The sequence below is a fragment of the Aeromonas sp. S5(2024) genome, assembly GCF_041403025.1.
GTDB lineage: Bacteria > Pseudomonadota > Gammaproteobacteria > Enterobacterales > Aeromonadaceae > Aeromonas > Aeromonas hydrophila.
Genome location: NZ_JBGLRI010000003.1, coordinates 553,234 through 577,227, shown reverse-complemented (window position 1 = coordinate 577,227; position 23,994 = coordinate 553,234). Strand labels below are relative to the sequence as shown.

The window sequence follows — 23,994 nt, the reverse complement described above, 5'->3', positions numbered from 1 at the left end:
CCTTAGATGCTCTTCACATCGTCAATACCTGCCTGCTTCAGGATCTGAATGGCATTGGTTTTGACTACGCTGTCGGCAAAGCCGGCATCCTTAAACACTACCTGGGTGGTTTCAGGATCAAGTTTGTGTTTCAGCTCAACGATACCCTCCACCACTTCAGTGGTAATATCGTCATCCAAACACACCAACAGTGCCCCCGCACCCACCACAAAGACTTGCTTGCCATTAACAGTTGCTTGCTCAACGGGCACGGTCAGTTCGATGCCGTACTTAAGTAGAATCTCATACAGCACGTCTTCAGTTGTGCGGTCAGGCTTAATGGAGTCTGTTGCAGTCAGCAAGGAACTCTCTAGATTATCGAAGGTTGAATCCCAAGTTATAATGTTACTTTCGTCCAATTTTAAAATTTTAAAACCAGCATCAAAACCATCTTTTACATCTGAATGAAAAGTATTCGAAGCATTTTTAATACGGTCAACAGTTACTGAGCTGATAGTTTTGTAACCTAATTTTTTCGCCTCTGAGTTTACCCCTGTAACTTCAGGCAATTGCACCAAAATAAACTTTATACAATTATAGTTGCTTTTATTAAGTTCAAAGACTGACTGAGCTGTTGTTCCAGAACCAGCGAAAAAGTCAAGTACCAAATCACCGTCATTCAAGCTCATTTGCATTAAGGTAGAAATTAAACCCACTGGTTTTGGTGTGTCAAATGCCGCATGTCCACCAAATAAAGCCTTCAAACTATTTTTTGCTGATTCATTTGTACCTACGTCGGCTGCAAATAGTAACGTTTCAGGTGTTAACCCTCGCTCTTTCGCATTTAGATAAGTCTTAATCCGAGGGACACCATTGCCATCTCGACCAAACCATATCCTTCCATCTGAAATTGCCTCTTCCATAACAGGCTGCGTGTACAACCAACATCTCCCACTTTCTAACTCATGTATCTTACCATTAGGGGCAACTAAAGTGTAGAATTGACTCCTTGTTCCATGTCCAGCCTGTGCCGTTGCCGGATCTGACTTCCAGTCACCCCGAGGATCATTATCAGGATTTTTATAATTAGCTAATGCTTTTTCATTCATCGGCAGCTGTTTAAGCGCTCTTTCTGATGCCGCCAAATTTTTAGCATAACAGAGTATGTAATCATGCCTAGACGAAACCACTTTCCTATTTTCTCTATTTGTACGTTTCTCCCATATAAAACAAGAAATGAAATTGCTCTCTCCAAATATTTCATTGCATAAAAGCTTTAAATTAGAGATCTCGTTATCATCAATCGATATAAATATTACGCCATCTTCTTTCAATAGGTTTCTAGCCAACTTAAGCCGTGGGTATATCATTGACAACCATGAAGAATGAAAACGGCCTGATGATTCAGAGTTTGTACTTAAATAATTACCGTCGCTATCCAACTGATGAGTTATATTCAAGTAACTTTTTATATTATCCTGATAGTTATCTTTATATACAAAATCATTTCCTGTGTTATAAGGAGGGTCGATATAAATCATCTTGACCTTACGGTGGTAAGACTTTTGCAAAAGCTTAAGTACTTCAAGGTTATCACCCTCGATAAAAAGGTTTTCGGTCGTGTCCCAGTTAACACTCTCATCTTTACAGGGACGTAATGTACCCGTAGAAGGAGTTTGGGCAATTTGGCGAGCTTTGTTTTTGCCATTCCAGGTAAAGTTGTAGCGCTCGACTGAGTCATCAATCGCTTCGCCGAGTACAGCTTTAAGTGATTCAAAGTCGATTTTGCCTTCAGAAACCACGTCGGGGAACAGGGCTTTTAACTGTTCAATATTTTGTGCCGTGATATCCAAACTTTTTGATTCAGCGCTCGCAGCGGTGATTTTTTCCATGGTTTTATTCCTATCGTCACGTTGACGTTGGTTTTAATAATAAATATCGGGTTGAATCATAACCGTTTTTAAAGCTGAGCTTTAATGCCTGCCATCGTCAGCTTGAGCTGGCGGGCCTCAACATTAAGCCGCAACCTGGTGTTCATCTGTGTTTCTTTTTTAAGCTTGTTGCGGATGGTATTCAGCTCCGCCTCCAGACTTGCCAGCTGTTTTAACAGCGCCATTTTCTCACTATTTGACTGGTCCGCCACACTGACTCCCAGCGAAGGTTGTGCGGAGTGCGCAACTGCTTGCACGTGCTGGAGAGCTTGGTTTTTGGCAAAATAGCGGCCTGAAATCGTGCTGGTTTGCAGCGCAATCAGCATGGCGATCAAATCTTGATATAAGGCGTAGTAATTGAGGTTGGCAGCATTTCTCAGGGAGAAGTCGAGCAGAAACGCCTGTTGCTCGGCGCTGATGTGGTGCGGGGTAAACCAGGGGGTGTGGTAAACATGCTCAACCACACACTTGGTTTTATCCGCCTGATTGATGCGCTTATCGGCCAGGCTTAAGGCTAACACCTCCCCCTGTTCGGCGACCACCAGCAACGGGTAGGGGATCAGCTTGTGCAACAAGTTGGCCAGCTTGGTAAAACTGGTATGTTGTTGATTGTCGCTGGCCGTTGGCTGCGGTTTTAGGCGCACATGTAGCAACGCCACTTCGGCATAGTCCAGCTGATCGGTCACCCAAGCGGCGATATTGACGGTGTCGGGCTTGAGGGTATAGCGCCACTCGATGGACTGGATCACATCGCTAATCAGTTTTTTTTCCTGCGCACTTAACGCTATGCCATTAAGACTGGCGGAATCGTTAAGCATCTTTTTAGTGATGCGGGTGCCCAGAAAAGCCGCTTCTGGCAGCGCCATATTGCGATACAGCGCATCGGCTAATGACAGATCGCTGCTAAATACTGCCGTAAACAGCTGGTCGATGGTGTTAGGGGGAGCGGTATTTATCACTGGCACGTTCCTACAGGATCACCAAGTAGCTGATCACTTCAAAATCATTAACGGTCTGAGCGCTCGCTGCTGACAGCACGGTACCACCACGACTAAACAAACTGACAGCGCCTATCTCTTCACTCTTGCCGGCGATACTCTCCACCGCTTTGCTCAACAAGGCCTGATAGTGTTTCATATGGAGTCCGCCGCGAGTGCGGTGTGCAAAGGCGTGGTAGGCATCCTGCGATTGTGCAACCTGCGTGAGCTCTGAGCCCAGCTTTTTGCATAAATCCAGGATCTGCTTGGACTGCGTAAAAGAGAGCAACACCTCTTGTTCATCCGACACATAGACCAGGTAATAAGGGGCAAGCGGGTAACTGGCATCGACCTGTACTTTGCCCTGGATGTCTTTAAGGCAGAAAATCACCCCTGATTGGACCTCATCCTGCACTTTGGCAAATGCGCTGGATAATACCACCGGCGCAAATAAGCCTATCGGCGCTTGCTCCAGCAACGCTTGCTGGGTCTGAGGGGAGTGATCAGACTGCGTTTGGCCTGTATCACTGAAAAAGCCCGCAAGATCCATGCGAAAATCGTTCAATGTCAGGTCAGTAATCGACACCCCGCCAGAAATATCTTCCAGGTCCACTACCGCATTTTGCAGTTGTTGCAGCTGTTTGCGACGGTACTCCAGATCGTTCATCCCTTTGCTATTTTTCAGATCCTGCTCGGTATTGGTCTCGATCAGGTTCTCTTCACCCGTGGCAGAGATATCCAATAGCACCATGCGGCCACTGACGCGGGCTTCGAGGTTGATATATTCATCGAGCTCCATGTTTGGCCAAAAGTTTACCAATTGAATCACGTCGTTTACCGAGCCTAAACGGTCGATTCGACCAAAGCGCTGAATGATGCGCACCGGGTTCCAGTGAATGTCGTAGTTAATCAGATAATCGCAATCTTGCAGGTTTTGGCCTTCCGAGATGCAGTCGGTGGCGATCAGGATATCCACCTCTTCGCTGAACTCGGGATACACCTTGGCACGCTCTTTGGAACGGGGTGAAAAGTGGGTCAGCAAGCTGTTGAGATCTGCTTTGAGCTTTTTGCCCACCTTACCGTGAGCTGCAGGTGCACAGAGGGTGGTATCAGTCCGTTGACCGGTGATCAAGGCTGAATGCAGCCCTAACTCTTGCATTGCCCATGGTGCCATCTGGCTGTACAGGTATTCCGCTGTATCGGCAAACGCGGTGAAGATGATGATCTTCTTGTTGTGGCCATTGATGGGCTGCTGGCACTTTTGCAGGCAAGCCTGCTTGAGCAAATCTAACTTGGCATCCCGCTTGGCATCTATCTGCTTGGCGACGTGGACTATCTCTCGCAGAAATATACGGTCGGCCTCCAGATCTTGGGCAAAACGCACCAGGTCGAGATCTTGGATCCGCACCTTGGTTTTGTTGCCGATAAGATAGGGGGCAAGCTCCGGCGATTCAAACTCCAGATCATCAATCTCTTCAATCGGCGGGGCAACAAACTCTTCCGTCAGATCACTGGTGAACGTCGGTGCTATGTTGCCGTTGAAGTGGTGGATCTTATCCAGTAGTGCCTCCACCTGAGCCAGCACCTTGGCAGAGGTGAGCGCAAAGGAGTGAATGGAGCTTTCCATCCGCTTAAGCAGATTAATGCGAATGAGGTGGATCAGGCTCTCTTCTCGGTCAACCTGCTTGAATACCCCTTTGCGGCCCTTGAGTTCATGATCATAACGGCGAGCGTATTCGGCCTTTTTGTCCATACGCACATACTTCATTGGCGAGTAGAAGGCCAAGGACAAACGGCGAATAGTCTTGTTGACTTCTTCTAGCGGTGGAAATTGATCCTGGCGATCGATAGCGGCTTTTAAGTTGATGGGCAGCAACCGGGTGGGAAACTTGCCGATATCTGCAGTGCCGTAATATTTCTCGATATGCTTGCGTGAACGGGCAATGGTGTAGATATCCAGTAACTTGAAGTAATCGAAGTTCATGGTATCCAGCAGATCTTGAGTCGTTCTCACCTCTGGGTCTTGCTCTGCCCACTTGGTAAAGCGGGCTTGCGCATTACGCAATGTGCTTTCAATGCTGTTAATGCCATGTTCGGCCAAGGCTTGATCATTGGCTTCGGTAATGAATGCGACCTGATTTTTTAGGTCATTCAAACGGTTGTTCACCGGGGTTGCTGACAGCAGCAGCACTTTAGTTCTGCCACCAGCCTTAATGATGTCTTCCAGCAGACGCTGGTAACGATTGCGCCCCTCTTTTTTGGGGTTGTTGTTACGGAAGTTGTGGGACTCATCAATCACCACCAGGTCATAGTTACCCCAGTTGATGGTTTCCAGATTGATATCACCCGAATAGCCACGGGTACGGCTCATATCGGTATGGTTGAGCACGTCATAACCAAAACGGTCATTGGCCAGCAGGTTACGTTTGTCGTTCTGGGTATAGATGAGCCAGTTATCCCGCAACTTTTTCGGGCACAGTACCAGTACCTTGTCGTTACGTAGCTCGTAATACTTGATCACGGCCAGCGCTTCAAAGGTCTTACCCAAGCCGACGCTGTCAGCGATGATACAGCCGTTAAACTTCTCCAGTTTTTCGATAGCCCCCAGCACGCCGTCACGCTGGAATTTGTACAGCTTGTTCCAAACCAAGCTCTCTTTAAAACCGGTCTTGGTTTTAATGATCTTGTCTTCCTGAAGATCCCCAATGAAGTCTTTAAAGATGTTGTACAGGGTGATGAAGTAGACAAACTGTGGCGTTTGATCCGCCGTCAGTTTGGATAGCTCGGCCTGCAGTTGTGCTTTGGCTTCTTTGACCTGCGCTGTGCTACCCCACACCCGATTGAAGAAACCAAGCAACTCACGAGCCTGTTCGGCTTTGGCCAAGCTAATCATGTCAAAGCAGCTGGTTTGGGTTAACCCCAACCCTTGACCATTAAACTGGGCACCCAGAATGGCGGTTTCGCTCTGTTCCACATGGGTGATGTGCTGGCTCACAGCCCCCGCTTGCTCGACCAGACGCACAGCTGCTTTCTCTTCAAGCCAGTTGGCAAACTCCTGGGCAATGGCTTTTTGATTGAGCTGGTTGCGAAACTTGGTCTCTAACTTACCGCCGTTAAGGCTGCCAAAAGGGGAGCCTTTCATCTCATCAGGTAGCAGCTCGAACCCTTTAGCTTGTGAGAACAGCAGACGAGCAGATTCCACTTTACCCAGTGAGGATTTCAGATGATCAAAGGCATAGATAGAGAAAAGCCCTGTCATCACGGACAGCTTGTCACCTTGTTCCACGGCCTCAGTCAGGATATCGGCGACCTTGTTCGTTACGTTATCAATTAGCATGTTGTGATCTTGGTTTCAGGAATGGGTCGATGGGCGCAGAACTAGGATTTTCAGTGTAAGCGTCGATTAAAATACGGCTTTTCGGTTGGTTTTATCACTCGCTACCGCTTCTTTTTGGCTTTGGCTACAACAACTTATGTAACCGTACTGGAATCCCCCTAGAAGAACGAAGATTTACGCACGTTCAGATAAATGGGCTTATTTTAACGAATTTGACTTGATCTGTCTCATCGGACACCGTGATGGTGTGGTAACTCCGATTTAGCAGCTTTCCTGACCGTCAATGAGCTTGTCCACATGAACCAGTGAAGAACCGAAAAGATACCGCCAATGCGGTGGTATATTGGATTTCTGAGAGTTATTTACATTTCTCACACCACCAGCCATTCGGGCCATTGCCTCTATCACCCCCGCAGTAAGGGCAGGAACCCGGTTTGATAGAGGAGTACCACTGGCGTTGCGTGTCGCTCACGGGTTGCGGACTGGCAACGGGGTTGGTCTGTTTCTGGGGAGTGCTGTTTACATTTGCGCCACCTCGCATGCTGGCGTAGGAATACCGTGTAGACGCTTCTGCCTTTTCTGCTCTTGCTATTCGTTTCGCACGAGATCTGATGCAAACCTCGCGATAGCAGTAGCCGTCAGCATCAAGGCGTTGGTGCTGTAGTTGGCAATTACGACACGCGGTCGGCGTAGAGCGTGGATACGGCCCTCCATTGCTGGTCTTGTCGCTGTCTTGCGCAGCCCGTGCGGCATAGTCCCGTGCTCTCTGGGCGGCGCGCTCCTGTTCAGCCAATCTCATCTGAGCCGTAATCGCCGCTTGGTGCTCGCGTTGCATCCTTTGCTTTGCCTCATACTGACGCCGCGCTTCCTCCAGTTGTTCCTGTTTTAGTTGCTGCCGTCTGGCTTTCTCCTCTGCTTCTTGCCGTCGTTGTTCGGCAAGCTGCTCCAGGGCGACCCGCGCCATCTCCTCGCGTGGGTGATAGAGCCAATGCAGGCAGTTGGGATTTTCGCTGAGAATCGTCAGCATCAAAGTCGTCGTGTCCATCCCTGCCGGGCGAGACTTATCGAACATCCGGTCGCCAAATTGGCTATAACGAACAGCCAAAACACCTGTTTTTGGATGTTTGGCAATGAATCGCCCAAGCCACAGCGGGTACAACCCTACAGGCTCATGCGCGGCAGGAAAGTGTAAGGCAAGGTGGAAGTCTGGTCGGGACATCAACTGAAATAACCCTGCCGGAACAGCATGGGTCTCTGCTTGCGGAACAAATTGAACGCCTATATCAGCATGGGCCTTAGCAACCAGTTCCTTGACCCCATCAAACGAGGTGTAATGGGCAGGGGTATTGAGCTTCACTACACTTTCCAGCTTAGAGCGCAGCATCAACCGAACACTGGTTTCAAAGGCGTAGACGCATTTTTCCTTGCTATCACGGTAATGCGCGAAGCAGTGGCGGTTTTGCTCACCTTTTCTGGCAACGAGCAATCCTTTACAACTGGGACAATGACAACCGGCTGTAAGTCCTCTTTCAACATCATCGACCGAGACAATCGCACCGGTCTCGGTCTTAATTGCGAAGGGTATTTTATTCTGAAAGTCCATCAACCGGTCACCTGAATAAGCTCAACCTTCATTTCTGGTAAGCCGCAGAATAGAGTGGCAACGTCCTCTGTCTTATCCCTTCACCTACCCCCTTTGAGTCTCTACCGCGTTCATCTACTTGGTACCCTTGTACTAAATAAATACACCTAATCGTACTACACCATCCCGAAAGCCTTGAGGTATAGGGCCTGGCAGCAAAGCCTAGCATGACCTTGTGATTGTGAGAGCAACCGAAGTTGAGCTGCACTTCGGCAATATGCTGGTAGAACGTGGTACAGACAGCACAATCTTTTTCACCACACTGTGATTAACTCAGTATATGTCGCCTGTATACTCATGCCGATACTGGTTACATACACATGTCGCATTTTGGAGCACATATGACCCCCAGAGAGCTCACTTGGGATCAGACCCTGCGCTTTCGCCTGCTAGAGATCGTGTTGCAATGGGAAGGACGGCTGACCACCAATCACCTAATGACAGCCTTCAATATCGGCCGCCAGCAAGCATCACGGGATATCAATCACTACCTGACATACTACTCACCAGAAGGGTTGATCTATGACCGAAGCCTGAAGGGATACAAGCCCACCGAGCAATTTGTGCCGCGATTTAGTGAAGGAAAAGTAGATGAGTACCTGATGCTGTTACATCGTGAAAAACAGCACCAACGCCAACATGAAGCGGGGCTGTTGACCCTGCCGCTGATGGATTTGCGCTACGGCCATATCGAGATCTTGGATGTACCCAACCGCCATATCGACCCCAAGATTGTGCGGGGTCTGGTGCAAGCGGCTCGCGGTCAGTTGCGGGTCGATGTCGATTACGTATCCCTCAGCTCAGAGGAGCAGAGCGGCCGCAATATCGTGCCCCATACCCTGGTCTATGACGGGATCCGCTGGCACGTGCGCGCTTACTGCGAGAAGAAAGGGGTATATCTGGATTTTGTGATGAGCCGGTTTCGTGGGGAACCTGAGCTACTGGATACCTCCCCTCACGGCCGGGATCAGGATCTTGAGTGGAACACCCAGGTCACTGCGGTGGTCATCCCCAATCCAACCCTCAGCGCAGGGCAACAGGCCATCATTGCCAGTGACTATGCCATGCCAGATGGCAAGCTGCAGCTCAACCAGCGCATCCCTTTGATGCATTACGCGCTGGAGCGCATGCAAGTGAGCTATAACGGCGATCATGGACAGTATCCGCTGCTCTACCCGCTGGTGCTGGCAAACCGGGACGAGTTGGTAGCCAAGGGCTGCATCTTCAAGCTCCGAAGCCCAGATTTGCGCGAGAGTTAAGGGACTTAAGGTGTTCCCAGAATAAAAACATGGCTACAGGAAGGCTAGCCCCGTTTGTACCTACTTACTTGCTCAAGAAAGTAGCTGCTCAGCTCACCCTTATGCTGGCTTGCTTCGCTTTTTGCGCTGGCCAAGTGACCGTTGCGCTCCTTCCATACCGCATATGCGGCTGCCTTCTCGACCTCGACCCGTTCTTGCTGCTCTTTCGGTAGGGCACACAGATGGTTACTCATACTGACATTTTTGTTATCTATTGGCACCATGGTACGGCATCGCTGACATGCGGGACTTGCGCTGGTTCAAAGGTGGTGCGGTATAATGCCTGTATTTAAATACAGGTATTGTTGCCATGAAGCTGTTAACCCCAGACCCATCACCCGCCGAGGTGACCATCCCGCTGTTCTTGCACCGCGCCTCTTGCGGCTTTCCCAGCCCAGCCAGCGACTATCTGGAAGGGAAGTTGGACCTCAACACCCACTGCGTGTCGCACCCTACAGCAACCTTCTATCTGCGTGCCGAGGGGGAGAGCATGACCGGGGTCGGCATCTTTCTCGGTGACTTGCTGGTAGTCGATAAGAGCCTGACCCCGCGCCATGGTGATGTGGTAATTGCACTGCTTGACGGCGGCTTCACGGTAAAGACCTTGCAGCTCAAGCCGAGGCTGCGGCTGCTGCCCGCCAATCCGGCGTTCGCGCCTATCGACCCTTGCATGAGCCTCTCCCTGGAGCTGTTCGGAGTAGTCACCCATGTGATTGGCAATCTGAGGCAGCGTGATGGCCATCGCGCTCGTTGATGTAAATAACTTCTACGCCAGCTGTGAGCGGCTGTTTCGCCCTGAGCTGCGTGGCCGCCCGATCGTTGTGCTCTCCAACAACGATGGATGCGTGGTATCGCGCAGCCCCGAAGCCAAGGCGATGGGTATCAAGATGGCCGGGCCTTACTTCAAGATCCGCGAGCAGTTCGAGGCGCATGGCGGTGTGGCATTCAGCTCCAACTACGCGCTCTATGGCGATATGTCTGGCAGGGTGATGAGCACGTTGGAGACCATGGCCCCCGAGCTGGAGGTCTACTCTATCGATGAAGCATTCCTGTCACTGTCAGAGTCGTTTGCCGGGGACCTGACAGCCTATGGGCAACAGATCCGGCAGCGAGTGTGGCAGTGGACCGGCCTCACGGTAGGGGTCGGGATCGGCCTCACCAAGACCCTCGCCAAGCTGGCCAACTACGCCGCCAAGAACTGGCCTGCCACGGGCGGCGTCGTGGATTTGCGTGACGAGCTGCGCCGTGCCCAGCTGATGGCTATCACCCCGGTGGACGAGGTGTGGGGCATAGGACGGCGCTTGGGAGCTAAGTTGGTGGCACAAGGCATCAACACCGTTGCTGACCTGGTGGCTAGCGATGCCAAAAGGTTACGCGCCCAATACGGCGTGGTGGTCGAGCGGATCGTACAGGAGCTGCGTGGCCTGCCTTGCGCAGAGCTGACCGTTGAACCGGCGGCGAAGCTGCAGATCCTCTCGAGCCGTTCCTTTGGTGAGCGCGTGACTGACCGTGGAGAAATGGCCCAAGCGTTGTCAGGCTTTATGGCTCGCGCAGCCGAGAAGCTGCGGGCCGAGGGGATGTATTGCCAGCGGGTGCACCTGTTCGTGCGAACCAGCCCCTTTGACGAACGAGCGCCTTACTACAGTGAGCAGGCTGCCGTCCGGCTGGTTTGCCCTAGCGATGATACTCGGTTGCTGCTGCAGCAAGTGAACGTGCTGCTACCGCAGATTTGGCGCGACGGTTACCGCTATCAGAAGGGGGGCGTCATGCTGAGTGAGTTCACCCCCAAGGGGCAGCAACAGGCCGATCTGTTTGCCCCGTCCTCCGCTCAATCGGACGCGCTGATGGCAGTGATGGATCAGATCAAAGCCAAGGGATTGGGGCGCGTAGGCTTTGCCAGCCAAGGTACGGGGTCGCCTGAGTGGATGATGCGACAAGAGCACCTGAGTCCCTGCTACACCACCCGCTGGGAGGACCTACCGGTGGCCAAGTAAGTGGATACAGTAATGTGCCTACCGTTTGCTAGATGTGGTACCCCACGTGGTACCCCAAGCCAAAAAGCACAAAGAGCCAGCCTCACATAGAAGCTAACCCTTTGTTTTATATGGTGCCGATAAGGGGAATCGAACTCCTGACCTTCGCATTACGAATGCGCTGCTCTACCAACTGAGCTATACCGGCGTGCCACTAGATTCCCGAAAACAGCGGGGCAAGTCAATGAGCTGTACTCAGTTTTATGAGTGGGCTCATGGAGTTACGGCCAATGTCAGAGGTCGGCGAACTCCGGAATATGGGCCCGGCCGCGGCTTTCGAGAAAATCGAGCAGCGCACGGGGGGAGCGCGCCAGGATCCGCTCTGCCGGGAAGCCGGCCTCGGTGACCAGTCGGTGGCAGTGCTCGAAATCCCCGAGGCTGAAGGCCACGTGGGAGTCGGAGCCGAAGGTGAGGTAGGCACCCATGTCCCGCGCCGCCTCGACGATGGCGCGGCAGTTGCCTTCACTGCCCGGGCGGGAGTGGCTGAAGGAGGAGTTGTTGAGCTCCAGCGCTACCCGATACTCTGCCGCCGCCTTGACCACGGCCTGGATATTGATGGGGAAGGCGGGATTGCCGGGGTGGCTTATCATGTCGACCCGGCCGCTCTTGATGGCGTTGATCATGGCCTGGGTGTGGGTGGCCTGGTCGCAGGGGGGGAACACCGGCTCGTGAAAGCCCGCCATGATCATGTCGAGCCGCGACTCGTAGCGCTCGGGGAAGTCGATCTCGCCATCGATGTTCTTGATGTTGGCTTCGATGCCGCGCAAGATGCCGACCCCGTCGACCACCCGTGGCAACACGTGCAGATTGACGAAGTGCCAGAAGTGGGGGGCGTCCGCCATGTCGGGGCCATGATCCGTGGTGGCGAACAGCTTGATCCCCTTGGCCTTGGCGATGGGCAGGTAGTCGTGAATGGTGCTGTAGGCGTGGGTGCTGGCGACGGTGTGGGTGTGGGTATCGACCGTGTACTTCATCTTATCTTCCCCTCTGGCGTGAGGCGCCAGCATAGCAAAGGCGGCGGGTCGAGACCATGTCGTGGCTTGTCATACTTTGTCACAAATTGGGGTCTGGCTGACAAAGTTTGAACACGCTTGGCGGTCATGATGGCGTCATCGATGAAAGCCTGAACTCGCATCGATGGGTTGGATCAGGATGGTGCAACCTCATTTCCCCGCCGTCGCGCCCTGCGACGGTTTTTTTTGCCTGTTTGCCAGCGCGCTGCGCGGGTAACGGGCAAAAAAATGCCCAACTAGCATGAAGCAGGTTGGGCGAGACTTAATGTTTAATTGCAGTGGCATAGATATAGAGTCCGATTCGTCCGTGAAGTTCCCGCCTTGTTTCCCATTTTCAACAAAAACATTTCACTAACACTCGTTCACATTCTCTTGACACAAAAGGTTGTGAAACGTACTTTTTAAACATTCGTTTAAGTGAGGTGTCCTGTGAGTAAAATCGATACCAAAAACCGCATTCTCGATGCCGCCGAGGTGTTGTTTGCCGAACGGGGGTTCGCCGATACCTCTTTGCGTCTGATCACCAGCGAGGCCGATGTCAACCTGGCGTCGGTGAACTACCACTTCGGTTCCAAGAAGGAGCTGATCCAGGCGGTGCTCGATCGCTATCTGAGCCTGTTCATGCCCGAGCTGGATGCACGCCTGCATACCCTGATGGCGCAGGAGCAGCTGACCCTGCTGCAGGTGTTCGAGAGTTTCGTCGACCCGCTGATGAAGCTGGTGGCGGTGCGCACCAACGGCCCGGCCATCTTCATGCAGCTGCTGGGGCGTGGCTACATCGATAGCCAGGGCCACTTGCGCCGCTTCATCACTGCCCACTACGGCCCCATTTTGCAGCGGATCACCCAGGCCATCTCCAAGGCCAACCCGGCCTTGTCGCCGGCGGATCTGTTCTGGCGCCTGCACTTCACCCTGGGCACCGTCGTGTTCACCATGGCCTCGGCCGATGCGCTGCGCGACATCGCCCAGGCCGATTTCGGCCAGCAGCTCGATGTGGAGGGGCTGGTACGCAACGTCATTCCTTATCTGGCGTCCGGTGTCGGGGCGCCCGTGGAGTCGACCAGGCTCTCCCTGGCCGTGTAACAACCAACAATAAATCAACGGAAACAGTGAAATAGAAGGAACTTGAGTATGATCACATTGCTTATCCTGCTGGTGCTGGCGATAGCCGTCGTGCTCGGCGTGCCCTCCATCCGTAAAAAGGTGGTCACCCGCCCGGTGTTCGGCATCTTCAAGAAGATACTGCCGCCCTTGTCTGCCACCGAGCGGGAGGCCATGGAAGCCGGCTCCGTCTGGTGGGATGGGGAGCTGTTTCGCGGCAACCCCGACTGGAAAAAGCTGCACGGCTACGGTAAAGCCGAGCTGACCGCAGAGGAGCAGGCCTTCATCGACAACCAGGTCGAAACCCTGCTCGCCATGGTCGACGACTTCAAGATCGTCAACGAAACCAAAGACCTGCCGGAGCCGGTCTGGGACTATCTGAAGAAGGAAGGCTTCTTCTCCCTGATCATCCCGAAATCCTACGGCGGCCGTGAATTCTCGGCGATTGCCAACTCCACCATCGTCACCCGCATTGCCACCAAGAGCCTGAGCGTGGCGGTCACCGTCATGGTGCCGAACTCCCTTGGCCCGGGCGAGCTGCTGATGCACTACGGCACCCAGGCACAGAAAGATTTCTGGCTGCCGGGGCTGGCCAATGGCAAAGAGGTGCCCTGCTTCGCCCTGACCGGGCCGGAAGCGGGCTCCGATGCCGGCGCCATCCCGGACAAGGGGATCGTCTGCAAAGGGATGCACAAGGGTGAAGAGGTGCTGGGTATTCGCCTCAACTGGAACAAGCGCTACATCACCCTGGCGCCACGCGCCACCGTGCTGGGGCTGGCGTTCAAACTCTATGACCCGGAAAAACTGCTGGGTGACAAGGAAGAGCTGGGCATCACCTGCGCGCTCATCCCCACCAGCCACCCGGGCGTGCGCGTCGGCGATCGCCACTACCCCATGGGTCTGGCGTTCCTGAACGGCCCGACCTTCGGCAAGGATGTGTTCATTCCGCTCGACTGGATCATCGGTGGCCCGGATTACGCCGGTCGTGGCTGGCGCATGCTGGTGGAGTGCCTCTCCGCCGGTCGCGGCATCTCGCTGCCTGCCTTGGGCACCGCTTGCGGTCACATGGCGAGCCGCACCGTGGGCGCCTACTCCTACGTGCGCAAGCAGTTCGGCATGTCCATCGGCAAGTTTGAAGGGGTGCAGGAAGCGCTGGCCCGCATCGGCGGCCTCACCTATCAGCTGGAAGGGGCCCGCCGCATGACCGCAGGTTCCCTGGACTTGGGTCAGGCACCGGCCATCGTCACCGCGATTTCCAAGTACCACATGACCGAGATGGCGCGCCAGATCATGGATGACTCCATGGACATCCACGCCGGCCGTGCCATCCAGCTGGGCCCGAAAAACTACACAGGCTACGCCTACATGGGCATTCCGGTGGCCATCACGGTGGAGGGGGCCAACATCCTGACCCGCAACCTGATGATCTTCGGGCAAGGTGCCACCCGCTGCCACCCGTACGTGTTTGCCGAGCTGGAAGCGGCGGCTGACACCGACGTGGAGCGCGGTCTCGAGAAGTTTGACGCCCTGCTGATGAAGCACATCGCGTTTGGTGCCGGCAACTTCTTCGGTTCCCTGTTCCAGGGGCTGACCCTGGGCCAGTTCAACAGTGCGCCGGTGGCCGGTGAAACCGCCCGTTACTACAAGCAGCTCTCTCGCATGAGTAAAGGGCTGGCGCTGTGCGCCGACGTCTCCATGCTGATGCTGGGTGGCGATCTCAAGCGCAAGGAGATGATCTCCGCTCGTCTGGGTGACGTGCTGAGCCACCTCTACCTGGCCTCCGCCACCCTCAAGCACTACGAGGATCAGGGCCGCATGGTCTCCGATCTGCCGTTCGTGCAGTATGCGGTGGAGCGCAACCTCTACCTGATTGGCAAGGCGTTCGAGGGCTTCTTCCAGAACTTCCCGAACAAGGTAGTGGGTGCCGTGCTCAAGCGGGTGGTGTTCCCGTTCGGCGTCGGTTACAAGATGCCGGCAGACGACCGCTGCCACGCCATCTGTCTGGCCATGATGAAGCCGGGCGAGTTCCGCGACCGCCTGACCGCTCTCTGCTACGTCGGCAAAGACGAGGCGGATCCGGTCGGTCTGATGGAGCGTGCCTTCCAGGCTATGGTCTCGGTGCAGCCCTACGAGAAGAAACTGGTGCAGGCCCAGAAAGAGGGCAAACTGCCCCGCAAACTGGCGCTGCCGGAGCTGGTTGCCGCTGCGCTGTCCCAATCCATCCTGAGCAAGGACGAGGCGGACAAGCTGCTGGCCGCCGATGCTCTGCGCTACGAGGCGATCCAGGTGGACAACTTCGCCCCGGGCGAGCTGGAGGGATTATCCCAGCAAAATCCGGTGGTGCACGCCGCCTGAGAGAGCACTCACTCCTGAACCTGAAACCGGCCATCATGGCCGGTTTTTTTGTTTGTTAACCCTGCATTTACAACCTCGATTAATTCCAGTTTAATGCAATGGCCCCTCACCCTTGGGGCAGGAAGCAAGGCCAGCGGAATGGCCGACAACAACAAACTCAGGAAGAGTGAATGAACCTCGCCAAAACGGCGATCGAACGCCCCATCTGGGTGGCGGTCTCGATCGTGCTGATTTTTCTGCTGGGCTTGCTCAGCATCCGGGGGCTGCCGATCCAGCTGTTTCCCGACATCGATCGCCCGCACCTCAACATCTCGGTGGACTGGCGCTCGGCCTCGCCCCAGGAGATGGAGTCGGAGATAACCGACCCCATCGAGCAGGAGATGCAGGGGGTGCAGGGGCTCAAGAACCTCACCAGCAACAGCTTCCCCGGCTTCACCGAAATCGACCTGGAGTTTGCCCTCGGCACCGACATGCAGCGGGCCCAGCTCGACGTCATCTCCCGCCTGAACCGGGTCTCCGGCCTGCCGGACAAGATTGGCGGCCCCTACGTCAACAACTACAGCAGCAACGACACCCTCACCTTCTTCTTCATCCAGCAGCTGCCCGGTGCCAAGGGGCAGATCGACGATCACCAGGCGCTGATCGAGGCGCGGGTCAAGCCGGAGCTGGAGCGCATCCCCGGGGTGTCGACGGTCGACATCGAGGGGATCAACGAGCGTCAGATCCAGATCCGCTTCGACCCTTACCGCGCCGCCGAGCTGGGGGTGGAGATCCCGGTACTGGCCAGCCGGGCCAGCACCGGCTGGGACGTGTCGGCCGGTACCCTCGACATCGGTCGCTGGGAGTACAAGCTGCGCTTTGCCGGCCGCTACGACGTGGCGACCCTGGGAGACAAGGTGGTGGACTGGCGCGACGGCCTGCCCATCTATCTGCGTGATGTGGCCGAGGTCAGGTTGGCCCGGGAGGAGAACCCGGTGCTGCGCATCCAGAACGGTAACACCGCCATCGCGGCCCAGATCTTCAAGGAGAGCGGTGCCAACGCCCTGGCGGCGCTGGAGGCCATCAAGCTCAAGGTGGGCGAGCTCAACCGCGAGGTGCTGGAGCCGGTCGGGCTGCACATGGAGCAGTCGTTCGACGCCTCCCTCTACATCAACCGGGCGGTGGGCATGGTGACCGCCAACCTGGGGCTCGGCGTGCTGCTCTCCTGCGCCATCCTCTGGGTCTTTCTGCGCCAGCTCAAGGCGACCTTGATGATCGCGATCGCCATTCCCATCAGCATCATGCTCACCTTCTGCCTGCTCAAGGTGCTGGGGCGGACCCTCAACGTCATCTCGCTGGCGGGGATCGCCTTTGCGGTGGGCATGGTGCTCGATGCCGCCATCGTGGTGCTAGAGAGCATCTACCGGCGCCACGAGCGGGGGGATCTCGGCAAGGCGGAGGCGGCGCTGGAAGGCACCAGCCGGGTGTGGACCGCCCTGGTGGCCTCCACCCTGACCACGGTCGCCATCTTCCTGCCGGTGCTGCTGCTCAACGACGTGGAGGGTCAGCTGTTTGCCGATCTGGCGCTCACCATCGCCTGCGCAGTGAGCGTCTCCATGCTGGTGGCGGTGACCGTGCTGCCGGCGGTGGCGGCGCGCTGGATGGGGCGTGAGCGGCTGATCGATCCCTATGAGGGGCTGTGGCAGGGCACCACCCGACGGGTGATCCGCTGGACCGGCACCTCCCGCCAGCGCTGGACCGTCATCACCCTGATGATGAGCCTGCCGGCGCTGGCCACCTGGGCCCTGTTGCCGAAGATGGACTATCTGCCGGACGTGAAGCGCGATGCAGTGGATGTCTGGATGAACTTCACCCCGGGTTTCAACCTGCAGGCCCAGCGCGAGGAGGTGATCGACACCCTGATCGCCCGTCTTGCCCCCTACATGAAGGGGGAGCGGGAGCCGGCCCTCAAGAACTACTACATCCTGCGCTACCCGGGCGGCGCCCAGATCGGGGTGCGGCCGAAAGAGGAGGATCAGATCAAGGTGCTGGAGCAGCTGTTGATGAAGCAGCTGCTGGTGGGGATCCCCGACACCCAGGTGTTTGGCGGTCAGGGCTCGCTGTTCGGCGGCTTTGACAGCGAGAACGGCATCTCTCTGCTGTTGCAGGGGGGCGATCTGGCCGAGCTCTACCAGGCGGCGCGGGGCGCCATGGCCATCGTCAAACAGGATCTGCCGGGTGCCCAGGTGAGGCCGCAGCCGGATCTCGATTTCACCGCCCCTGAGCTGCGGCTGGTGCCGCAGGACAGGCGCCTCGCCGAGGTGGGCTGGGATCGCACGCCCATGCCCGCCATCATCCAGACCTTCGGCGACGGGCTGCGGGTTGGCGAGTATTTCGACGGGGAGGAGCGGCTCGACATCATGCTGATGGGGCAGACCTCGGCCAACCCGGACGAGCTCAAGGCGGTGCCGCTGGCGACCCCGTCCGGGCGCATCGTGCCGCTCGGCGAGCTGCTGCGGGTGGAGCACGACATGGGGCCGGCCAGCATCTTTCGGGCCGACGGCCGGCGCAGCATCAGCCTGCAGATCTCGCCCCCGGCGGGGATGAGCATGGAGCAGGTGCTCGATACCCTGCAGAGCAAAAGCTTTGCCGCCATCCGGCCACTGCTGCCCGTCGGCGGTGAGCTGCGGGTCTCCGGCAATGCCGACAGCCTGCAGCAGGCGCTGGGCAACCTGGGGGCCATCTTCCTGTTTGCGGTGATGATCCTGCTGATCCTGTTGTGGGGGGTCTTTGCCTCCCTCAAGGATGCCGTGCTGGTGCTGCTGACCCTGCCGCTTGCCACCGTCGGCGGCGTGCTGGCGCTGCACCTGAGCGGCCTGCTGGTGCCGCTGCCGATGGATCTGCTGACCATCATCGGCTTCGTCATTCTGCTGGGGCTGGTGGTCAACAACGCCATCCTGCTGGTGCATCAGACCCGCACCGCGGAGCGGGAGGGGATGAGCCGCCAGCTGGCGGTGGCCGATGCCCTGCAAAGCCGGATGCGGCCCATCGCCATGACCAGCCTCACCAGCATCTTCGGCATGCTGCCGCTGATGCTGAGCCCGAGCGAGGGCAGTGAAATCTACCGGGGGCTGGCTACCGTCATCGTCGGCGGCATGAGCTGCAGCACCCTGTTTACCCTGATCCTGTTGCCCGCCTTCCTGCGACTGGGAGAGCGGGTCGAATCACCGCTCGCCCTGCGCCAGCGGGCCTGAGCAAGGAGCTCATCGATGACACACGGTTTTACAAGGATGGTAGTGGGCGCGGCGCTGCTGGCGGGGGGCGTGTTCCCCGCGCTGGCCCAGGGCAAGATGGTGACCCTGGCGGACGTGACCCGGGGGGAGGCGGCGGCCAGCATCTGGGTCAGCGGCACGGTGGCGAGCCGCCAGCAGGCGGCGCTCAGCGCCGAGGTGAGCGGCCGGGTGGAGTGGATCGCCGAGTTCGGCAGCCGGGTCAGCAAGGGGGATGAGCTGCTGCGCCTCGACAGTGCGGCGCTGCGGCTCTCGCTGGAGCAGGCCCAGGCCGAGCAGGCCAAGTGGGAGAGCAACGTGCGCTTCGCCCGCGCCGAGTTTGGCCGGCTGGCGACGCTGCACCGCCAGAAGAGCACCTCCCAGAGCCAGTATGACAAGGCGCGCTACGACGTGGAGCAGGCTGAACTGGCCGAGCGGCTGGCGCGGGTACAGGTGCGCCAGATTGAGGAGCAGCTGCGCAGAAGCCACATCTTCGCCCCGTTCGACGGGGTGGTGAACAACCACTTCATCCAGCCGGGGGAGCACGTGGATGCCGGCGAGCAGGCGCTGGAGCTGGTCAATCCCGATCAGCCCGACATCCGGCTGCAGGCCCCCATCGTCTGGGCCGGCCAGCTGGCGCCCCAGACCCGGCTGCGGGTGGAAGGGGAGCAGCTCAGCGGCCACGGGGTCTATTACCAGCGGGCGGCGAGCGCCGATCCCAAGTCGCGCCTCATCGAGCTGCGCCTCAAGCCCGAAGCGGGTCGCTTCATCATCGGTTCGCCGGTGCGGGTGGCGCTGCCGCTGGCGGAGCAGCAGACCATGCTGCTGCCGCGCGATGCCCTGGTGCTCAACACCGAGGGGAGCGTGGTCTATCAGGTGGAGCAGCGCGGCGAGGAGCTGACGGTGAACCGGGTGCCGGTGACGGTGCTGTTCGGCGACAGTCGGCAGGTGGCGGTGAGCGGGGCGCTCAAGCAGGGGGACAGGGTGGTGGTACGCGGTGCCGGCAGTCTGCAGGACGGCGACAAGGTCGAACTGTTTCGCGGCTGAGGCGGCGGTTTCGCTCATAAAAAAAAACGGCTCCTGCGGGAGCCGTTTTGGTGCCGGTGAAGGGCGATTACTCGACCATCATCACCTTGCAGGTGTTGGTACTGCCGACGGTTTCCATCTTGTCGCCGTGGGTCAGCAACACCATGTCGCCGCTTTGCAGCAGCCCCTTGGCCTTGAGCACGTCCAGCGCGTCGCGGCACACCTCGTAGACCGGCTTGGTCTCGTCGCCGTCGAACAGCACCGGGGTGACGCCGCGGTAGAGGTTGGTCCAGGCCAGGGTCTTGTTGTGCGGCGACATGGCGAAGATCGGCAGGCCGGAGCTGATGCGGGACATCAGCAGCGGGGTGGTGCCCGATTCGGTCAGCGCCACGATCGCCTTGACCCCTTCCAGGTGGTTGGCTGCGTACATGGTGGACATGGCGACGGCCTCTTCCACCGAAGTGAAGGTGTAGCTCATACGGTGGTTGGAGACGTTCAGGCTCGGATGCTTCTCGGCACCGACGCAGACGCTGGCCATGGAGGTGACGGTCTCGATGGGGAACTGACCGGCGGCGGTCTCGGCGGAGAGCATCACCGCATCGGTGCCGTCCAGCACGGCGTTGGCCACGTCCATCACTTCGGCACGGGTCGGCAGCGGCGCGTTGATCATCGACTCCATCATCTGGGTGGCGGTGATAACCACGCGGTTCAGGCGACGGGAGTGGCGAATGAGCTTCTTCTGCACGCCGACCAGCTCGGGATCGCCGATTTCGACACCCAAGTCACCACGGGCCACCATGACGGCATCGGAGCCGAGGATGATGTCTTCCATCGCCTCGTCGGTGGCGACGGTTTCGGCGCGCTCGACCTTGGCCACGATTTTGGCGTTGGAGCCGGCTTCGCGGGCCAGCTCGCGGGCGTAGCGCAGGTCATCGCCGCAACGGGGGAAGGAGACGGCCAGGTAGTCCACGTTCATGCGGGCGGCGGTCTTGATGTCTTCCTTGTCCTTCTCGGTCAGGGCCGGGGCGGAGAGGCCGCCACCCTTCTTGTTGATGCCCTTGTTGTTGGAGAGCGGACCGGCCACGGTGACCGTGGTGTGGATGCGGGTGCCTTCGACCTGCTCCACCTTCAACTGCACGCGACCGTCGTCCAGCAGCAGGATGTCGCCGGCGATCACGTCGCCCGGCAGGCTCTTGTAGTCGATGCCGACCTGCTCCTGGCAGCCTTCACCCTTGCCGAGGGCGGCATCGAGGATGAACTTGTCGCCGACGGCCAGATAGATCTTGCCGTCCTTGAAGGTGGAAACACGGATCTTGGGGCCCTGCAGGTCGCCCATGATGGCGACGTGACGACCCAGCTTGGCGGCGATGTCACGCACCTGGTTGGCGCGCAGGATGTGGTCTTCAGCAGTGCCGTGGGAGAAGTTCATCCGCACCATGTCGGCGCCGGCACGGATGATCCCCTCGAGGATCCCTTCGCGATCGGTGGCCGGACCGAGTGTGGTTACAATCTTTGTACGTCTTGGCATGAAAGACTCCAGTTTTGAAGTTGATATGACTTGAGATACTGCCCCGTCAAGCGCATGACCCATTGCACCCGCTTGCAAGCCATCTGGGTGGCTTTTGTTACTAAATTACAATACTACACCAAGGAAGGTGGCAGAGACAGCCGGGGGCCGAGGCCCCCGCTGCTTACGAAGAGTGGGGTGTATCAAAGCGGGATTCGCGCAAACCTTCTTTGACTTTCTTCAGGTTTTCGCGAAATTTCATGCCGCGGCGCAGGGTGAAACCGGTCGCCAGCACGTCCACCAGGGCGAGCTGGGCGATGCGCGATGCCATCGGCATGTAGACGTCGGTGTCTTCCGGCACGTCCATGGAGAGTACCAGGTTGCACTCGCGCGCCAGCGGGGAGTCCTTGGCAGTCATGCCGATCACGGTGGCGTCGTTCTCGCGGGCCAGCGCGGCAATCTCCACCAGCGCCTTGGTGCGGCCGGTGTGGGAGATGAGCACCACCACGTCCCCTTCGCTGCTGTTGATGCAGCTCATGCGCATCATGACGATGTCATCGAAGCTCACCACCGGGATGTTGAAGCGGAAGAACTTGTTCTGGGCATCGCGGGCGACGGCGGAGGAGGCGCCGAGGCCAAAGAAGCTGATCTTCTTGGACTGGGTCAGGATATCGACGCAGCGATTGATGGCGGAGATGTCCAGGCTGTTCTTGGCGGCATCGAGGCAGGCCATGGTGGATTCGAAGATCTTGGCGGTATAGGTATCGGGCCCGTCTTCCGCCTCCACGTGGCGGTTCACATAGGGCGTGCCGTTGGCCAGGCTCTGGGCCAGATGCAGTTTGAAATCGGGAAAGCCTTTGGTATCGAGACGGCGACAGAAACGGTTGACGGTCGGCTCGCTGACGTCAGCCATCTTGGCGAGGGTGGCGATACTGGAGTGGATGGCCGTCTGCGGGGAGGCCAGGATGACCTCGGCGACTTTACGCTCTGATTTACTGAAACTTTCCAAATTATTAGTAATTTTATCAAGGGTATTCATCATCACCACCAGGCGTTTTTGTAATTTAGCTTCAGTGTCTTTGCACTAAATTCATGGCTAAGCAGGTTTCCAATCAACTTGATGACTATACAAGACAAGCTCTTATCGAAACTAATCTCGGCCCTGCAAAGTATGACTCATGTCTAATTATTTCGTTGTTTTGGTTACAAACTTCCAGTCATTCCGTGAAAGCGCTTACAAATGTTGCAAAGCAACAACACTGTGAGCGGGCGCACAGTTGCACCCATCAAACGCGCCGCAACGGGAGGGGCTCGGGTAGAATTGGCACCAAATAATAAGTGCGGGACGGTAACGGCCGCCCCGACCCCAGTAACGAAGGAGTTGTTTTATGCAGCATACCCATGCGCTGGTCGGCGACGTAGGCGGCACCAATGCCCGGTTGGCCCTGTGCGAGCTGGCAACCGGCACCATTTCCCAGGCCAAGACCTATTCCGGGCTGGCCCATCCCAGTCTGGAAGCCGTGGTTCGCCTCTATCTGGATGAGCACAAGGTGCAGGTGGGCGAAGCCTGCATCGCCATCGCCTGCCCCATCAACGGCGACTGGGTCGCCATGACCAACCACAGCTGGGAGTTTTCCATTAGCGAGATGCAGGCCAATCTGGGCCTGAGCCGGTTGCAGGTGATCAACGATTTTACCGCCGTCTCCATGGCGGTGCCGGTGCTGGACGCGGCTGACTGCATCCAGCTGGGAGGCGGGGCGCCGGTGGCCGGCAAGCCCATCGCCATCTACGGGGCCGGCACCGGCCTTGGCGTGGCCCACCTGGTGCACACCGGCGAGCAGTGGCTGAGTCTGCCGGGCGAGGGCGGCCACGTGGACTTTGCCGCCAACAGCGAAGAAGAGGATGCGGTGCTGCAGGTGATGCGCGCCGAGCTGGGCCACGTCTCGGCCGAGCGGCTGCTCTCCGGCCCCGGCCTCGTCAACATCTACCGTGGTCTGGTGAAATCAGACGGCCGCGAGCCGCAGGCGTTCGAACCCAAGGACATCACAGAGCGCGCGCTGGCGGGCGAGTGCCTGGACTGCCGCCGTACCTTGAGCCTGTTCTGCGTGCTGATGGGCCGCTTTGCCGGCAACCTGGCGCTCAACATGGGCACCTTCGGCGGCGTCTACATCGCTGGCGGCATAGTGCCGCGCTTTCAGGAGTTCTTCATCGGCTCGGGCTTTCGGGTGGCCTTCGAAGACAAGGGACGTTTCAAATCCTACCTCAAGGATATCCCTGTCTTCCTCATCACCCACGAGGGGCCGGGTCTGCTCGGCGCCGGCGCCTATCTGCGCCAGTCGCTCGGCATCAAGTTATAAGCTGGCGGCTTGCCAGGGGACGGATCGGCCATGGTTCAGCCTTGATTCAGTGACCATGGCGTAGAGTGTCAACACGTACTCAAGAAGGCAGGGCTCCATAAGGAGTTGGGACTTGTCTTCATCCGCTGGGTGCGTTTGTCACCTGACAAGCCTGAACTGTTTCACCGGCCCTCGCGGCCGGTTTTTTTAT

The 23,994-nt window shown here is 57.3% G+C and carries 16 protein-coding genes and 1 tRNA gene; 8 read left to right on the top strand and 9 right to left on the bottom strand.

Going from position 1 to position 23,994, the window contains the following annotated elements:
- Positions 1-2: 2 nt before the first annotated feature.
- The 4 genes from ACB032_RS09200 to ACB032_RS09185 all read right to left on the bottom strand — a co-directional run bounded on the left by ACB032_RS09200 (position 3) and on the right by ACB032_RS09185 (position 7,827).
- Positions 3-1,871: a site-specific DNA-methyltransferase gene (locus ACB032_RS09200; protein ID WP_371137807.1), complete on the bottom strand. Its 1,869-nt coding sequence runs from the start codon at positions 1,869-1,871 to the stop codon at positions 3-5.
- A gap of 68 nt (positions 1,872-1,939) precedes the next feature.
- Positions 1,940-2,869 (bottom strand): DUF4391 domain-containing protein, encoded by a 930-nt coding sequence (locus ACB032_RS09195; protein ID WP_371137806.1) that lies wholly within the window; start codon positions 2,867-2,869, stop codon positions 1,940-1,942.
- Positions 2,870-2,879: 10 nt separating this feature from the next.
- Positions 2,880-6,224: a helicase-related protein gene (locus ACB032_RS09190; protein WP_371137805.1), complete on the bottom strand. Its 3,345-nt coding sequence runs from the start codon at positions 6,222-6,224 to the stop codon at positions 2,880-2,882.
- A gap of 358 nt (positions 6,225-6,582) precedes the next feature.
- A complete protein-coding gene (locus ACB032_RS09185; RefSeq protein WP_371137804.1) occupies positions 6,583-7,827 on the bottom strand; it encodes a hypothetical protein in 1,245 nt (414 codons plus the stop codon).
- Positions 7,828-8,207: 380 nt separating this feature from the next.
- On the opposite strand from ACB032_RS09185, the gene ACB032_RS09180 reads away from it, so the two are divergent.
- Positions 8,208-9,125 (top strand): WYL domain-containing protein, encoded by a 918-nt coding sequence (locus tag ACB032_RS09180; protein ID WP_371137803.1) that lies wholly within the window; start codon positions 8,208-8,210, stop codon positions 9,123-9,125.
- A 44-nt stretch (positions 9,126-9,169) separates the two neighbouring features.
- Here the strand turns inward: ACB032_RS09180 and ACB032_RS09175 are convergent, their stop codons facing one another.
- Entirely contained in the window at positions 9,170-9,358 is a 189-nt protein-coding gene (locus ACB032_RS09175; protein WP_371137802.1) for a DUF3283 family protein, read from the bottom strand.
- A 116-nt stretch (positions 9,359-9,474) separates the two neighbouring features.
- Here ACB032_RS09175 and umuD point away from each other — a divergent pair, with 116 nt between their 5' ends.
- A complete protein-coding gene (umuD, locus tag ACB032_RS09170) occupies positions 9,475-9,918 on the top strand; it encodes a translesion error-prone DNA polymerase V autoproteolytic subunit (RefSeq protein ID WP_371137801.1) in 444 nt (147 codons plus the stop codon).
- Complete coding sequence (umuC, locus tag ACB032_RS09165; protein WP_371137800.1) at positions 9,899-11,158, top strand: translesion error-prone DNA polymerase V subunit UmuC; 1,260 nt, start codon at positions 9,899-9,901, stop codon at positions 11,156-11,158. The genes umuD and umuC overlap by 20 nt, the downstream gene beginning before the upstream one ends.
- A gap of 111 nt (positions 11,159-11,269) precedes the next feature.
- On the opposite strand, the gene ACB032_RS09160 is transcribed toward umuC, so the two are convergent.
- A tRNA-Thr gene (locus ACB032_RS09160) sits at positions 11,270-11,345 on the bottom strand.
- A gap of 85 nt (positions 11,346-11,430) precedes the next feature.
- On the bottom strand, positions 11,431-12,171 hold the full coding sequence (locus ACB032_RS09155) for a phosphatase (RefSeq protein ID WP_371137799.1): 741 nt from the start codon (positions 12,169-12,171) through the stop codon (positions 11,431-11,433).
- 468 nt (positions 12,172-12,639) lie between these two features.
- Between ACB032_RS09155 and ACB032_RS09150 the strand changes: the two genes are divergently transcribed.
- From ACB032_RS09150 to ACB032_RS09135, 4 genes are all read left to right on the top strand, one after another.
- Positions 12,640-13,293 carry a TetR/AcrR family transcriptional regulator gene (locus tag ACB032_RS09150; RefSeq protein ID WP_011705252.1) on the top strand — a complete coding sequence of 218 codons (654 nt, stop codon included), beginning with the start codon at positions 12,640-12,642 and terminating at the stop codon, positions 13,291-13,293.
- A 48-nt stretch (positions 13,294-13,341) separates the two neighbouring features.
- Complete coding sequence (locus tag ACB032_RS09145) at positions 13,342-15,666, top strand: acyl-CoA dehydrogenase (protein WP_005298724.1); 2,325 nt, start codon at positions 13,342-13,344, stop codon at positions 15,664-15,666.
- Between the two features lie 170 nt (positions 15,667-15,836).
- Positions 15,837-18,899: an efflux RND transporter permease subunit gene (locus ACB032_RS09140; RefSeq protein WP_241870987.1), complete on the top strand. Its 3,063-nt coding sequence runs from the start codon at positions 15,837-15,839 to the stop codon at positions 18,897-18,899.
- A gap of 15 nt (positions 18,900-18,914) precedes the next feature.
- Positions 18,915-19,961, top strand: coding sequence for an efflux RND transporter periplasmic adaptor subunit (locus ACB032_RS09135; protein WP_017408448.1), 1,047 nt, complete (start codon positions 18,915-18,917; stop codon positions 19,959-19,961).
- Between the two features lie 67 nt (positions 19,962-20,028).
- Here ACB032_RS09135 and pyk read toward each other — a convergent pair whose 3' ends face one another.
- Both pyk and ACB032_RS09125 read right to left on the bottom strand, forming a co-directional pair.
- Positions 20,029-21,468: a pyruvate kinase gene (gene pyk, locus ACB032_RS09130; protein WP_011705256.1), complete on the bottom strand. Its 1,440-nt coding sequence runs from the start codon at positions 21,466-21,468 to the stop codon at positions 20,029-20,031.
- 163 nt (positions 21,469-21,631) lie between these two features.
- Positions 21,632-22,489 carry a MurR/RpiR family transcriptional regulator gene (locus tag ACB032_RS09125; protein ID WP_039215309.1) on the bottom strand — a complete coding sequence of 286 codons (858 nt, stop codon included), beginning with the start codon at positions 22,487-22,489 and terminating at the stop codon, positions 21,632-21,634.
- Between the two features lie 346 nt (positions 22,490-22,835).
- Here ACB032_RS09125 and glk point away from each other — a divergent pair, with 346 nt between their 5' ends.
- A complete protein-coding gene (gene glk, locus ACB032_RS09120) occupies positions 22,836-23,804 on the top strand; it encodes a glucokinase (protein WP_241416497.1) in 969 nt (322 codons plus the stop codon).
- The last annotated feature ends 190 nt before the right edge of the window (positions 23,805-23,994 follow it).